This is a genomic window from Candidatus Rokuibacteriota bacterium (assembly GCA_030647435.1).
Taxonomy (GTDB): Bacteria; Methylomirabilota; Methylomirabilia; order Rokubacteriales; family CSP1-6; genus AR37.
The window spans coordinates 1-13,421 of sequence record JAUSJX010000085.1; the positions used below are offsets into that span (position 1 = coordinate 1).

A 13,421-nucleotide genomic window follows, 5' to 3' on the forward strand; every position below is an offset into this window, starting at 1 on the left:
GGGGATCCTCCTGTCCGGTCCGCACTTGCTTCCCACGCCGGACCGCCCAGGCAACACTGCCCCTGAGTGCCTTGCAGCCTATCACTCAATCACCGCATCCGCTGCAGCAGCAGCGACGAGGAGGGCGAGCAATGGGCCGCCAGCGTTCCGATGGCGCAGTGCGGCTAGCAGTGGCATGCAAGGTGCTGTAGCGTTGCCAGTCCAGAACAGGTCGTCGGACTATCAAATGGGGTTCGGAGCCACGGGAGGGCCAGCCATGCCTGTCTACGAGTACTACTGTGACAAGTGCAAGCGTGACGTACGAGTCACCCTCTCAATCAGCGAGCACAACAAGGCGAAGGTCGCATGCCCCCGGTGCGGCAATAAGGAGCTTCGCCCGTTGCTGAGCACGTTCTTTTCTCAGACGTCGCGCAAGTCCTGATCGACGCGCCCGGCGAAGACCCCGACGCAGGGCCACCCGTTCGCGACAATCGGGGCACGGTGATGCAGGGCACCCCGGGTGAACTCAGCGGCGAACCATCGGTTCCGGAGCGCCTCGCGGAGTCCCAAAGGTGCTGACGACGGACGCCGTGGAAACCTTCATTGCGGACTGTCACGCGGCGCGAAAGGAGACAGCGCCTGAACCAGCCCCGAGGGGCCGTACAGCCGAAAGCCAAGAAGGCGGATGGGATTCAACACCCGCAGATGTGCGGAGCATCGACGGGCACGATAAACGTGTACCAAGAGGGGAAGCTTACGGAGGCATCCATGGTTGATGGCACGTTTATTCAGATCGCCCCGGTCGCCCTTCCCATTGCACAGGGGACGGTGATCACTGCCTTGTATGCGCTCGACAGTCTCGGGAACGTATAGAAGCTCATGGATCCTCTCGGTCAGAAGTGGATGCGTGTGACCGCTGAGCGGGAGGGCTAGCCCGATAGAAAGACGCCCCTGTCCAACGCCCGAGGAAATGGGACTGTTTGACAGGATCGAGGCGCGAGTCGAAGACAGGAGCCCCTAGGTACAGACGGTGCCGCTTCCCGGCAGCATCGAATAGGGGAGAAGACGGCACACGGAGGTGCGACATGATGCCCAACGTCGCGGTCTGCGTCTACTGCTCCCATAAGATCGAGGAAAAGGAGAAGTCCGTCAACGTGCCCCATCTATCGGGCGGCGTTGCCCACCTGGCGTGCGCCCTGAAGGTAACGATCCAAACCGCCCCTCGAAGGTGACGCTTAGCGGGCGTTAGTCGCTTGCGCCCGATCGAGGCCAGCATGGGGCGCTCACCTGTCGAACGGTCGGGGCCCCTACGACCTGAAGGTTGTACCCTGCAAAGGGAAGCGGAGGCTCTGGCCCACTAGGCTGCAAATCCCGTTGGGGCCACCACCATCGTTGACACAAACGCTGACCTTCGAGATCCGGGGCATAGCCCGGGCCGCGTGAGCGCGCACTGGCGCGTCGCGTGTTGAAATCCGGGGCCCGCAACCACTTGCCGGCAAACAGGCCATTCGAGTTCAGATTCGACGTGATGGCCTCACAACTAGGGTTGGTGGCGCCGGCGGGCGTACTGAAGGGCCCGCGCGCCAGGTTTGGACGAAGAACTGGCGCCGTTTTACGCACGGGCCCACTCCAACGCCGTGTTCCGGGCACTTGGCCAATATCAAGACCGGCAAATCCCGCTCGCCGAGACTGCTGCACGACGTCCTGCACAGGGATTCTTCCGCGCCTGCCCCTGGCCGCCAGCGCCGCCCGCGGGCCGCGTCCTCTGACGTCACTTCAGAATGGCGAAGCGCATAGGACGGACAAACGCTGTTCCCTCGGCGCCCTCGCCGCGCGATGCGGGTGGGCGAAATGCGGCCTCCCCTGCGGGCCCCAGCCTGACACCCGGCATTGCTCGCTTCACCGGGGCGAAGGCGAGCGTCAGCACCGCGATCGCCCTCTGACCCGGGCCATCCTGCGCCGCCACGGGCTCGCGGTCACGAAGCGGGCGGAAGGGGTGCGGCGGCGGGGCCGGGGGGGCGCCGAGCAAGCTCTACGAGATCGAGGGACAGTGCCTGCGCATCGGTCGCGAGGCCAGCGCGGGGCTCCCCTGATGCCCACCGGCCCCGGCCCGGTCTGATAACGGCCTTTGTGCCTATCGGGTTGACTCCGAACGATCCCATGGGTGGGCTCGGCGGCACGACACGGGCCCGCCTGCCTACGACCAGTTGTGTGCTTCGGAGTCAACCCGATAGGCAGAAGTCGCCTTACATGCCCACTGTGAGTGGGCCCCAAGAAGGTGCCCTAAGGCCTGAGAGCTGTACCCCGAAAAGAAAAGCGGGAGACACTGACCCGCTAGCGGAGCCTCAAGCCCGCGTCCTCCTCAGTGAACTCGCGGTTCCGCGCCGCCTCGCGGAGTCTCAAAGGTGCCGGCGACGGACAGCCCGGGATCAATCGTGCTGCTCGCGCGTGGGCCGCTTCGCTCGCACCCCTTCCTCGAAGCAGGCGAACGCCTTCCGGTGGAGGTCTTTGAGGGTCGAGATCGTCACGCCGAGGTTCTTCCGCGTCTCCGACAGATGCACGAGGCCGAGGAAGAGCGACCAGAGGAGGTCCACGACCTCGCGCGGCTCGTGAGGGCGGTAGATGCCCTTGTCGATCGCTGCCGCCACGATATGGCTCACGAGCGAGAAGTTCCGCGCCGCGCGGACGTTGATCTCCTGCAGCGTCTTCGGCGAGATCCCGGCGGTGAGGCCCGGCTGCTGGAGGAAGACGAGCACGCGGTACGACTGTGAATGGCGCGCGTGGTAGTCGTAGAAGTAGTCCCAGACGCGCTTGAGTTGGCGGTCGGGGGAGAACCCCGAAGCCATGATCTTCTCGATCGCCTCGCTCATGCGCTGCATGCTCTCGAAGAGCAGCGACACGTAGAGGTCTTCCTTGGAGCGGTAGTAGAGGTAAATCGTCCCGACCGAGACCTCGGCCTGCCGCGCGATGTCCTCCATCGTCGCGCGCGAGAAGCCCTTCTCGGCGAAGACGCGGACGGCTGCCGCTTGGATGGCCGACTTCCTGGCGCGACGCTCGCGGACTTTTCGGTGCGCGGTTCCCATACGGCTATTATCGGCCTTTGAAGACCGGCGTGCGTTTTTGAAAGAACGCGCGCGGCCCTTCCTGAGCGTCTTCGCTCTGACGCACCGGCTCGGCGAGAAGCTGTTCGAGCCGCAACGCCTCGTCCATTGGCAGGTGGAGGCCGCGGTAGACCGCCTGTTTCGCCGCCTGCACCGCCAGGGGACCGTTCCGGCAGATACGCTCGGCCAGCGTTACCGCGGCGTCGAGCAGGTCGGCGGGGGGTACGACGCGGTTCACGATGCCGAGCCGCCAGGCCTCGGCTGCCGTGATCCGTTCGCCGGTCAGAATCATCTCGAGCGCCCAGCCGAGAGGGGCCACGCGAGCGAGGCGCTGCGTTCCGCCGGCGCCCGGCATGATGCCCAGGCTCACCTCGGGCAGGCCGAAGGTGGCGGTGTCCGACGCAATCCGGATGTCGCACGCAAGCGCCAGCTCGAACCCCCCGGCGAGGCAGTAGCCGTTGACGGCTGCGATGATCGGTTTCCAGACGTCGAGGTTGCGGGTGAGGCCGCCGAGCCCCGGCTCCCTCTCGCCGCGCGCCAGACGCTCCGCCGAGGTCAGCGAGCGGTAGAACTCGCCGACGCTTCTCAAGTCCGCGCCGGCGCAGAATGCGTCGCTCCCGGCGCCGGTGAGCACAGCGACCCGCAGATCGGCACGGTCGCGCAGCTGTCGCCACGCGTCGGCCAGCGCCTCGCCGGTCGCCGGGTCGATGGCATTGCGGACCTCGGGGCGATCGATCGTGACGATCGCGATGTGGCCACGGGTCTCGAAGCGGACGCTCATCCTCTAGTCTCCTTCTCCGACAGGCCGGAACACCGGCAGCGCGATGTCGCCGGCCGACTGGAACTCGACGCGCACGGGCATGCCCACGCGCACGCGCTCCGGCGCGACGCCAACGACGTTGCTCACCAGACGCGGCCCCTCCGCGAGTTCTACCACAGCGACCACGTAGGGCACCAACGGCTGGAACGCGGGGTGGTAGCTGCGGTGATAGACGGCAAAGGTGACCACCGTGCCTTCGCCAGCGGACGCCACCCACGTGACCGCATCGCTCCAGCAGTGCGGGCACACCACCGATCCCGGGAGCCACCGGAACCGGCAGGCCCGGCATTCCTGGACGCGAAGCTCGCCCTGCGCGCAGCCTTCCCAGAAGGGCGCGGTGACGGCATCGGGGACCGGAGCGGGGCGAGGTGTGTCCGCCATCAGTCCCGGCACAGGATCACAGTCGCGTGCGTGTTCATCCCGAGACCGTGGCCGCTCACCAGGGCGACCTCGGCCTCCTCGACCTGTCTCGCGCCGCACTCGCCGCGCAGCTGGCGGACCGCCTCGATGACATGGAACATCCCGCCTCCAAACCCTTCGGACAGCAGGCCGCCGGCAGTGTTGGTGGGCAAACGCCCGCCGAGGCGGAGGTGGCCGTCGGCGACGAACGCGCCCGCGGCGCCCTTCGCGCAGAAGCCGTAGTCCTCGAGCTGCATGAGCACGACGATCGTGAAGCAGTCGTAGAGCTGAGCGATGTCCACGTCGTCGTGCGTGATGCCGGCCATTCCGAACGCGATCGGGCCCGACTCCCGCGCCGGCAGCGTGGTCAGGTAGTCGGCGCCGGCGAGGCCCGTCAAGTTGTGCGCCTGTCCGAACCCGGCGATCCGGATCCCTCCGCGGGACAGGTCACGCGCTCGCTCGGCAGACGTGACGACGACAGCGCCGGCGCCGTCGGAGATCAGGCAGCAGTCGAGCACGCGCAATGGCTCGACGAGATACGGCGATTCCAGGTATTCGCCGAGCGGGAGGGGAGCCCGCTGCTGCGCGTGCGGCGTGAGGCCGGCGTGTTGCCGGAAGGTTACAGCGACTTCCCCGAGGTGCTCCGGCCGGGTACCGTAGACGGCCATGTGACGGCGCGCCGCGAGCGCGTGCAGTCCCGCCGCGCCGAACAGTCCAAAGGCGGAGCCGTCGCCGCGGCCGTAGCTCCAGGTTCCCCGGGCCATGGAGGGCGCGTCGCCGAACACGCACACGCACACGTTGCAGAGGCCGGCGGCGACGGCCATCGCGGCGCGCTGCACCATGGCCACGCAGCTCGCCCCACCGAGAACCTCCGAAGACGTGTAGCGGGGATTCAGCCCGAGCATCGCGCCGAGGCGCAAGAAGTGCGGCGTGATGCCTTCGATGACCCCCTGTGAGTATCCGGGTTCCGTGATCAGGCCATCCACGTCCTGCGGCCTGAGCCCCGCATCTGCCACGGCCGCGCGCACGGCCTCCGCCTGCAGCGCCCACGCCGAGCGGTTCAGTCGAGGGGCGAGGCTCGTGTGGCCGACGCCGACGATGCGGGCGCTGGTCGGCACCGCCGCCTGACTACCTTCCGATGAACCGCGGAGCCCGGCGCTCGCGGAACGCGGCGACGCCCTCGCGGTGATCGGCCGTGTGCCAGAGCAACGACTGGGCGTGCGCCTCCAGCTCGAGGAACTGCTCGAAATCGAGATCGAGCCCTCGCTGGAGGAGGGTCTTCGTCGCGCCGAGCGCCCGCGTGGCGCCCTGAGCCAACTCGCGCGCGAGCGCCGCGCCCTCGCTCTCGAGCGCGTCCTTCGCGACGGCGCGCGTGATCAGTCCGATGTCCGCGGCCTCGCGCGCGGTGAACGCGCGGCCGCTCATCAGCAGCTCCTTCGCGCGCCTGACGCCGACCAAGCGGGGCACGGTGTAGAGCGCGCCGAGGTCGGGGACGATCCCGAGGCGCACGAACGGAAACGAGAGCGTGGCCGTCTCCACGGCCAGCACGAAATCGCAGGTGAGCGCAAGCGAGAGGCCGCCGCCGACCGCTGCGCCGTTGACGAGCGCCACGGTGGGCCGCTCGAGGGCCCAGAGCGCCTTCAGCACCTCGAGGCCGTCCAGCAGCGCCCGCCGGCTCTCGACAGGCGGGGCCTGCGCGAGCGCATGGATGGCCTCGAAGTCGCCGCCCGCCGAGAAGGCGGGGCCGTTGCCGGTGAGGACGACCGCGCGCACGCTGTCGTCTCTCTGGAGCTCCCGGAACGTTCCCGTCAACTCGCTGATTAGCGCCATGTTCAGCGCGTTCATCTTCTCCGGGCGGTTCAGGCGCACGGTGGCCACGCCGTCGCTGCGCTCGACGATCACGGTCTGCATGGTTCGCTCCTCAGAGCCCGAGCTGGCGGGCGATGATGTTCCGGTGGATCTGCGAGGTGCCCTCGCCGATCTCGAAGAGCTTCACGTCTCGGTAGAGCCGCTGGATCGGCGACTCCAGGACGTAGCCGTAGCCCCCGTGGAGCTGGAGCGCGTCGTTCGCGAGGCGCGTGGCCGTCTCGGTGGCGAAGAGCTTGGCCATGGACGCTTCCTTTATATGGGGGAGCCCAGCGTCGGCGAGCCAGGCGGCCTGGTAAGTGAGGAGCCGGGCGGCTTCGAGCGCCGTCGCCATGTCGGCGAGCATCCACTGGACGCCCTGGAACTTTCCGATGGGCTGACCGAACTGCTGGCGCTGCTTCACGTACGCGAGCGTCGCCTCCAGCGCCGCCCGGCCCGTGCCCACGGCGTACGCGGCCGCGGTGATCCGGCCGGCCGTCAGCGTCTGCATCGCGGTCATGGCGCCGCGGTTCTCCTCGCCCAGGAGCGCGTCGGCGGACACCTCGCAGCCGTCGAAGGAGAGCTCGGCCGTCTGGGAGGCGCGCATCCCCATCGTCTCGATCCTGCGGCCCACCGTGAAGCCGGCCAACCCGCGATCCACGAGGAAGAGCGAGAGCCCCCTGACACCCTGGCCCGGCGCCGTCGAGGCGGTGAGCACGACGAAGTCGGCGAACGGGCCGTTCGTCGTGAACATCTTGGTCCCGCTGATCCGATAGCCCGTGGCCGTTTTCTCCGCGCGGCAGGTGATCGAGCCCGGGTCGGAGCCGGCGCCCGGCTCGGCGAAGGACCACGCGCCGATCTTCTCGCCGGCGATCCCGGGGCGGAGATAGCGCTCCTTCTGGGCATGGGTACCGAAGACGCTGATCGCGGTCAGCGCGAGCGCCACGTGGACGTAGAAGCCGAGCGCGATGCCCGCCGAGGCGCGGCCCAGCTCCTCGGCGAGGATCGCGTAGGTCACGCTGCCCTGGCCCGCGCCGCCCCACTCCGTCGGGAACTTCACGCCGAGCCAGCCGAGCCGGCCGAGCGTCTTGAAGAGGTGGAGCGGGAACTTGCCGCGCGCGTCGCACTCGCCCGCGATCGGGACGATCTCGCGCTCGCAGAACGCGGCCACGCTCCGGCGGAACTCGAGTTGCTCGGGCGTGAAAGCAAACTCCATCCTAGCCTCCTTGGCCGTACCGCTCACGGAGGACGCCCTTGAGGACCTTCCCCGTCGGGTTCCGCGGGAGCGGCTCGGACGATACGATGACCGACTTCGGAATCTTGTAGCGCGCGATCTTTCCCTGGCAGAAGGCGGCCAGCTCCTCGTGGCTCACCCGGGCGCTCCGGGGCGGACGACGATGCGGATCGGGTCGCCCTCCTTGGTGAACGCCCGGCGGAACCCCTCGTTGATCGCGTCGAGCGGGATCACGTCGGTCACGGAGGACGAGAGATCGAGCGTGCCCTCGGCGACGAGACGGATGACCGCCTCGACCTCCGCGCGGTCGAAGCCCATGGAGGCGAGCACGGCCAGCTCGCCACCGACGAAGGAGCGGAGCGGCGGCAGCTCGACCCTGTCGCCGCCGACGCCCGCGACGACCGCGCGCCCGCCGCGCTTGAGGCTTCGCATCGCCTCGGTGACGGAGGCCTTGAGGCCGACGAACTCGACGGCGAGGTCCACGCCTTCGCCTGCCGTGAGCGCGCGGATCTGCTTCGCCACCTCCCCGCTCGAGGCGTCGATGGCCTGAGTGGCGCCGGCTTCCTCGGCGCGTCTCAGCGCTCCGCGCGCGACGTCCACGCCGATGATCTGAGAGGCGCCGAGGAGCTTCGCGATCTTGATCCCGTGAAAGCCGAGGCCGCCGCAGCCGAAGATGGCGACGCGCTCACCCTGTTTGAGCTGGCCGCGGTGGACGATGGCGCGGTAGGCCGTCGAGACCGCGTCCGCCACGATCGCGCCGACGGGGAAGGACACCTCGGCAGGCAGGGGCAGGAGGCACGAGGCCGGGAGCGTGATCGACTCGGCAAAGGCGCCCTCGCGGTTGACCCCGAGCACCTGCGCTTGGGGGCACAAGACCTCGCGCCCCTGCCGGCACGCGTAGCACGCGCCGCACGCGACGGTGGGGAAGATCGTCACGCGGTCGCCCGCCTTCCAGCGCGTGACCCCGGGGCCGACCGCGGCGACCACGCCCGCGGCCTCGTGGCCGAGGACGATCGGTGTCTTCGGGAGCTGGATCGTCCCCTCGATCGCGATGTGGAGGTCGGTGCCGCAGATTCCGCACGCCTCCACGGCGACCCGGACTTCGCCTTCGCCCGGCAGCCCCGCCTCGACCTCCTCGATCCTCAGCGGCTCCTTCGCCGCGTAGAACCTCGCCGCGCGCATCAGTAGAGCGGCGGGAAGAACTGCCAGCCGGTAACCGGTACGAGCTTCCCCTTCTCGGCGCGCATGAGCATGACCGCGTTGAGGCCGTGGCGGCGGGTCGGGCCGAACGTGATCGCCGCGCCGATCCCCTCGGCCCTGAAGTCCTTGACGGTTTCGAGCGCCGCGATGAACTTCTCGCGTGTGACATCGCGCCCGGCGCGCTTGAGCCCTTCGACCGTGAGCATCATCGAGACCGCGCCGTAAAGCCCCGCGTACTCCTTGCCCTTCAAGCTCGGCTCGTACTTCGTGAGGATCTCGATCGCCCGCATCGCTTCCGGCGCCGTGAGCGGGCCGACCTGACCGGCGACGTTGACGTAGGCGCCTTCCCACAGCTCGCCCGCGAGCGTGAACATCAGGGGGTCCGCCAGCGTGAACGAGGCCATCACGGTCGGGCGATAGCCGTGGGTCGCCATCTCCTTGAGGATCAGGGCGCCGTGCGTGGTCGTGGGGTACAGGATCACGACCTCGGCGCCGGACTCCTTCAGCTTGAGCGCGTGAGTGCCGAGCGCCCGGTCGGAGAGCTCGTAGGCGACCTCGCCGACGAGCTGGGCGCCGCCGACGGCCGCGACGGCCTTGCGGACGCCGTCGAGACCACCCTTACCGTACTCGTCGTTCTGGTAGAAGACGGCGAGTTTCTTCGCCTTGAGCTGGCGGAGGGCGTGGGTCGCGAGGAACTCGCCCTCGGGCGGGTAGTCGGTGTTGATGACGAAGACGCCCTGCATGCGCTCGCGTGTCTCGCGGGTGAAGATGCGGGCGTTTCCGAACGGCGCCACGAGCGGCACCCCGGCGCCGATGGCGACGTCCTTGGCAGCGGCGACGATCGCCGTGCCGAGGAGGCCGACGACGGCGAAGACCGAGTCCTTCATCTCGGTGACGTTGGCGACGGCGCGGCCGGGGACGTAGCCGTCGTCCTTGATCACGAGGCGGATTTTTCTTCCGTGGACGCCGCCCTGCTCGTTGACGTGGGCCGCCCACGCCTCCATGCCGCGCGCCGTGTTTCCCCAGGCTGCCGCCGGACCCGACAGCGGGGTCGAGGTGCCGAGGACGATCTCTGTATCCGTCACCCCCGGCACGCGACTCTGGGCCGGCGCGGTGACAGCGACGGCAAACAGGACGGCAAACAGGACGGCGACGCCGAGCGCTACGATCGGAACGCTTCGCATGATGTCCCCTCTCAGCGCCCGCGGAAGACGGGCGCCCGCTTGTCGCGGAAGGCTGTGAGTCCTTCGCGATGATCCTCGCTCTGGAAGCAGAGCGCCTGCACGTAGGCCTCGTATTCGAAATCGCTCGCGATGTCCCGGGTGAGGCCGTCGTAGAGCGCGCGTTTGGTGAACTGGAGCGCGAGCGGCGGTCCCGCGGCGAGGCGCCTGACGATGTCCTCAGTCGTTCGATCGAGCTCGGCCGCGGGCACGGCGCGGTGGATGAGCCCAATGCGCTCCGCCTCCGCCGCGCCGATCGTCTCGCCCAGGAACAGCAGCTCGACCGCCTTGGCGACGCCGACGAGCCGCGGCAGGAGGTAGCTCACGCCGGCGTCGGCGCCGCTCAGGCCGACACGGGTGAAGACGAAGCCCATGCGGGCGTCGTCGCGGGCAAGGCGCAGGTCGCACGCCATCACGATCCCGAGCGAGCCGCCGAAGGCATCGCCATTCAGCTTCGCCACGACGGGCAGCGGGAGCTCGCGGAGTCGCCGGGCGACCTCACAGTAGATCCTGACGCTGTGGTCGATGGAGAACGTGTTACCCGCGACTTGGTCCATCGAACCGATATCGCCCCCCGCGCTGAAGGCGCGCCCGGCGCCGGTGACCACCAGGACACGCGCGTTCGCGCTCTTGGCGAGCCTTGCGAGCGCCTCGCAGAGCTCCTCGCCCATCCGTACGTTGAGGGCGTTGAGCTTCTCCGGCCGGTGGAGGGTCAGGGTCGCGACGGCGTCGGCTTCTTCGACCGTGATGGTCTCGAATGTCATTGTGTCTCCCGTTCTTCGCTCGTGATCGCGTCCGATGTGGAGTTCGGGAAGATGTAGAATGTCCCGGTGGCGGTGGCGACGAGATGTCCCCCGTCGTCCCTGACATCGGCCCGCGTGACGGCGATTCGTTCATGGCGACTCACGACCTCGCCTTCGACCGTCAGCGTGCCACCCATGACCGCGCGCAGGAAGCGCACCTGGACTTCCATCGCGGTCGTGCGTTCCCCTTTCGGAAGCGTCGAGAAGACCGCCGACCCCATTGCCACGTCGGTGAGGGTGAACGTGACCCCTCCGTGGAGGACCCCGTTCGGGTTGTAGTGGCGCCCGTCGATCGTGAGCGAGCAGCGCGAGCGTCCATCCCCGAGCGCGAGCGCCTGGATGCCCACCAGTCCGCCGAAGTCGCGAGCGTCATGCGGTGGGATCGCGGGCATCCTCCGTCCTCTCAGGCTCTGCCCGTGCGCCGCTTGGCGTGGCGGGCGGGCAGGGGCCGCTCGGCGGGGCCCGCGTAGCGCGCGCCGAGTTCTGGCGGAATGATCCGCAAAGGATGGCCCTCGCGGATCTCCTCGGTCGTGTGGGCGATGAGCGCGGGGAGATAGGAGAGGACGCCGAGCCCGACCATCTCGAGCGGGTCGAAGCCGATCTCGAGCAACACCGCCGCGATCACGCCGGCGAGGTTCGCCGGCAGCGGGTGGTTGAAGCGCCGCGTGGCCTCGCGCGCGACCGCGTCGAAGAGCTGCGCGCGTTTGCCCCACACGCCGAGCGTTTTCGCGACCTCCGTGAGCGCCGCGGCGCGCGGCTCAACGCGCTTGTGCACCGGGTGGCCGAGGCCGGGGATCCGGCGCTTATCCTTCGCGTACGACTCGACGGTGCGGCGCGCCGCCTCGGCGAGCGAGAGGCGGCGTTTCGTCCGCTCGCGGTGGGCCGCGGCCAGCATCTCGGCGCACTCGCGCGGCGAGCCCGTGACCGACCCGAAGGCGATGACGCCCGCGGCGATCGCCGCCGCCGGCGCCTCGGGCGCCGCCGAGGCGGCGAAGCGCGCGGGCGGGACGGCGGAGCTGATGAACGCCTGATCGAGCCCCGAGCGCAGCACGGCGTCGAGGGCCTGGGCCTGGGCGCGCGTCGGGAGCTCGCCGCGGATGACGAGGTACGCGGCTTCGGCGAAGCTGACGTTGCGGATCAGCTCCTCGGCGCGGTAGCCGCGGACGAGGATCTTGCCCGCCTCGGCCCAGCCGATCTTTGTCGTCCAGTAGCCCTGCCACGAGTCGGCGCGAGCCTTCTTCACGCCCGGCCCCCGGCGCCGTGGACCATCCGCCCCTGGCCCGCCCAGTACTGGGCCTTGACGTCGCGCCGCGAGATCTTCCCGACGGGCGTCTTCGGCAGGGACGCGCGGATCTCGAGCGACTTGGGCGCTTTGAACGGCGCGAGCCGCTCCTTCGCGAACGCGAGCAGCTCCGCCTCGCCGACGGTCTGCCCGCTCTTGAGGGCGACGACCGCCTTCACCGCCTCGCCCCACTTCTCGTCGGGAACGCCGATGACGGCGGCCTCCAGCACGGCGGGGTGCTGGTAGAGGACCTCCTCCACCTCGCGCGGGTAGACGTTCATCCCGCCGGTGATGATCATGTCGCCCTTGCGGTCCACGAGGTAGATGTAGCCGTCCTCGTCCACGCGCGCGAGGTCGCCGAAGTGGAGCCACCCGTCGACGATCGTTTGCGCGGTCAGCTCGGGCAGGTTCCAGTAGCCGGCCGTCATCCACGGCGCGCGCACGCACGCCTCGCCGACGTCGCCTGGGGACACGTCGCGCCCCTGCTCGTCGAGGATGCGCACCCGGCCGCCGAGCGAGTTCTCGCGCCCGCACGAGAGCAGGCGATCCTCGTGGCCCTCGAGCGCCGCCCGGTGCTCCACGGGTGTCATGTGGGTGTTGAGGCCGTAGGCCTCGGTGCCGCCCCAGCCCGTGTGCAGGATCGAGCCGAAGCGCTCGATCGCCCGGCGCACGAGGGCGGACGAGGCGGGCGCCGCGGCGTAGCAGATGAAGCGGAGGCTCGAGAGGTCGTGGCGGTCGATCTCGGGGTGGCCGAGGAACATCTGGAGCAGGGTGGGGATCGCGAGGAGGTGCGTCACCCGGTGGCGCTCGATCGCCGCGAACGTCTGGACGGGATCGGGCGCCTGGAGGATCACGGCTGTGCTTCCCGCGACCCAGCCGGAGTCCATGAGGCGCGCGGCGAAGTGGCTCATCGGCGTGTACAGGAGCCCGACGTCGCCCGGTTGGCGTCGCGCGATCTCGACCCAGGCGAACATCGCCGCCTGCGTGGTGGCAAAGGTGTGGACCACACCCTTGGGCTTCCCCGTCGTGCCTGAGGTGTAGAGGATCTGGCCGAGGTCGCCCTCCTTGCCGCGGATGACCGGGGCCTCGCCGGCGTGGCTCGTCAGGAGCTGCTCGTAGTCGAGCGCGCCGTCGCCGCCGCCGACAGTGAGCACGTGAGCGACACCGGGCACGCGCTCCTTCAGCGTGCGCGCGCGCGTGCCCAGCGCGGCCACGGGGGCGATCAGGACGCGGGCGCCGCAGTCCTGGACTACGTAGGCGTGATCGGCCTCGGTGAGCATCCCGAGTATCGGGACAAACGCCGCGCCGGCGCGGGCGGCGCCCGCGAGCGCTTCCATGAACTGGTGGTTGTTCGCCTGGAGCACGGCGACGCGATCACCGGGCTTCACGCCGAGATGGATCAGCGCGCGGGCGAGTGCGCTCACACGCTGGTCGAGCTCCCGGTAGGTGAGCCGCGCCTCGCCTTCGATCACCGCGATCCGCTCCGGATACCATCGCGCCGCGCGGTCGAGGTAGTACGCGTACGGGTGGATCATGGC

General features: G+C 69.3%; 13 protein-coding genes. All 13 read right to left on the reverse strand.

Features of this window, described 5'->3' with window-relative positions:
- Positions 1-2,408 precede the first annotated feature (2,408 nt).
- The 13 genes from Q7W02_15575 to Q7W02_15635 are packed head-to-tail and all read right to left on the reverse strand — an operon-like array spanning position 2,409 to position 13,418.
- Positions 2,409-3,062 (reverse strand): TetR/AcrR family transcriptional regulator, encoded by a 654-nt coding sequence (locus Q7W02_15575; protein ID MDO8477583.1) that lies wholly within the window; start codon positions 3,060-3,062, stop codon positions 2,409-2,411.
- A gap of 7 nt (positions 3,063-3,069) precedes the next feature.
- Positions 3,070-3,861: an enoyl-CoA hydratase-related protein gene (locus tag Q7W02_15580; GenBank protein ID MDO8477584.1), complete on the reverse strand. Its 792-nt coding sequence runs from the start codon at positions 3,859-3,861 to the stop codon at positions 3,070-3,072.
- 3 nt (positions 3,862-3,864) lie between these two features.
- Positions 3,865-4,281: an OB-fold domain-containing protein gene (locus Q7W02_15585; protein ID MDO8477585.1), complete on the reverse strand. Its 417-nt coding sequence runs from the start codon at positions 4,279-4,281 to the stop codon at positions 3,865-3,867.
- Positions 4,281-5,417, reverse strand: a complete 1,137-nt coding sequence (locus tag Q7W02_15590) for a thiolase family protein (protein ID MDO8477586.1) — start codon at positions 5,415-5,417, stop codon at positions 4,281-4,283. Before Q7W02_15590 ends, Q7W02_15585 begins: the two co-directional genes overlap by 1 nt.
- Positions 5,418-5,427: 10 nt before the next feature.
- Positions 5,428-6,210 (reverse strand): enoyl-CoA hydratase, encoded by a 783-nt coding sequence (locus tag Q7W02_15595; protein MDO8477587.1) that lies wholly within the window; start codon positions 6,208-6,210, stop codon positions 5,428-5,430.
- A gap of 10 nt (positions 6,211-6,220) precedes the next feature.
- Entirely contained in the window at positions 6,221-7,360 is a 1,140-nt protein-coding gene (locus Q7W02_15600) for an acyl-CoA dehydrogenase family protein (protein MDO8477588.1), read from the reverse strand.
- 1 nt (position 7,361) lies between these two features.
- Positions 7,362-7,517 (reverse strand): hypothetical protein, encoded by a 156-nt coding sequence (locus tag Q7W02_15605; GenBank protein ID MDO8477589.1) that lies wholly within the window; start codon positions 7,515-7,517, stop codon positions 7,362-7,364.
- The gene (locus Q7W02_15610) at positions 7,514-8,560 is read right to left on the reverse strand and encodes a zinc-binding dehydrogenase (GenBank protein MDO8477590.1); all 1,047 of its coding nucleotides are present in this window, start codon (positions 8,558-8,560) and stop codon (positions 7,514-7,516) included. The genes Q7W02_15605 and Q7W02_15610 overlap by 4 nt, the downstream gene beginning before the upstream one ends.
- Positions 8,560-9,762: an ABC transporter substrate-binding protein gene (locus Q7W02_15615; GenBank protein MDO8477591.1), complete on the reverse strand. Its 1,203-nt coding sequence runs from the start codon at positions 9,760-9,762 to the stop codon at positions 8,560-8,562. The genes Q7W02_15610 and Q7W02_15615 overlap by 1 nt, the downstream gene beginning before the upstream one ends.
- 11 nt (positions 9,763-9,773) lie before the next feature.
- Positions 9,774-10,562 (reverse strand): enoyl-CoA hydratase-related protein, encoded by a 789-nt coding sequence (locus Q7W02_15620; GenBank protein ID MDO8477592.1) that lies wholly within the window; start codon positions 10,560-10,562, stop codon positions 9,774-9,776.
- Entirely contained in the window at positions 10,559-10,993 is a 435-nt protein-coding gene (locus Q7W02_15625; GenBank protein ID MDO8477593.1) for a PaaI family thioesterase, read from the reverse strand. The genes Q7W02_15620 and Q7W02_15625 overlap by 4 nt, the downstream gene beginning before the upstream one ends.
- Positions 10,994-11,004: 11 nt before the next feature.
- Positions 11,005-11,844 (reverse strand): citrate/2-methylcitrate synthase, encoded by an 840-nt coding sequence (locus tag Q7W02_15630; protein MDO8477594.1) that lies wholly within the window; start codon positions 11,842-11,844, stop codon positions 11,005-11,007.
- On the reverse strand, positions 11,841-13,418 hold the full coding sequence (locus Q7W02_15635) for a long-chain-fatty-acid--CoA ligase (protein ID MDO8477595.1): 1,578 nt from the start codon (positions 13,416-13,418) through the stop codon (positions 11,841-11,843). The genes Q7W02_15630 and Q7W02_15635 overlap by 4 nt, the downstream gene beginning before the upstream one ends.
- Between the last annotated feature and the right edge of the window lie 3 nt (positions 13,419-13,421).

Coding starts and splice junctions, on each gene's coding strand:
- Q7W02_15575 (MDO8477583.1), bottom strand. CDS start 3,062: ATGGGAACCGCGCACCGAAAAGTCCGCGAGCGTCGCGCCAGGAAGTCG.
- Q7W02_15580 (MDO8477584.1), bottom strand. CDS start 3,861: ATGAGCGTCCGCTTCGAGACCCGTGGCCACATCGCGATCGTCACGATC.
- Q7W02_15585 (MDO8477585.1), bottom strand. CDS start 4,281: ATGGCGGACACACCTCGCCCCGCTCCGGTCCCCGATGCCGTCACCGCG.
- Q7W02_15595 (MDO8477587.1), bottom strand. CDS start 6,210: ATGCAGACCGTGATCGTCGAGCGCAGCGACGGCGTGGCCACCGTGCGC.
- Q7W02_15600 (MDO8477588.1), bottom strand. CDS start 7,360: ATGGAGTTTGCTTTCACGCCCGAGCAACTCGAGTTCCGCCGGAGCGTG.
- Q7W02_15610 (MDO8477590.1), bottom strand. CDS start 8,560: ATGCGCGCGGCGAGGTTCTACGCGGCGAAGGAGCCGCTGAGGATCGAG.
- Q7W02_15615 (MDO8477591.1), bottom strand. CDS start 9,762: ATGCGAAGCGTTCCGATCGTAGCGCTCGGCGTCGCCGTCCTGTTTGCC.
- Q7W02_15620 (MDO8477592.1), bottom strand. CDS start 10,562: ATGACATTCGAGACCATCACGGTCGAAGAAGCCGACGCCGTCGCGACC.
- Q7W02_15625 (MDO8477593.1), bottom strand. CDS start 10,993: ATGCCCGCGATCCCACCGCATGACGCTCGCGACTTCGGCGGACTGGTG.
- Q7W02_15635 (MDO8477595.1), bottom strand. CDS start 13,418: ATGATCCACCCGTACGCGTACTACCTCGACCGCGCGGCGCGATGGTAT.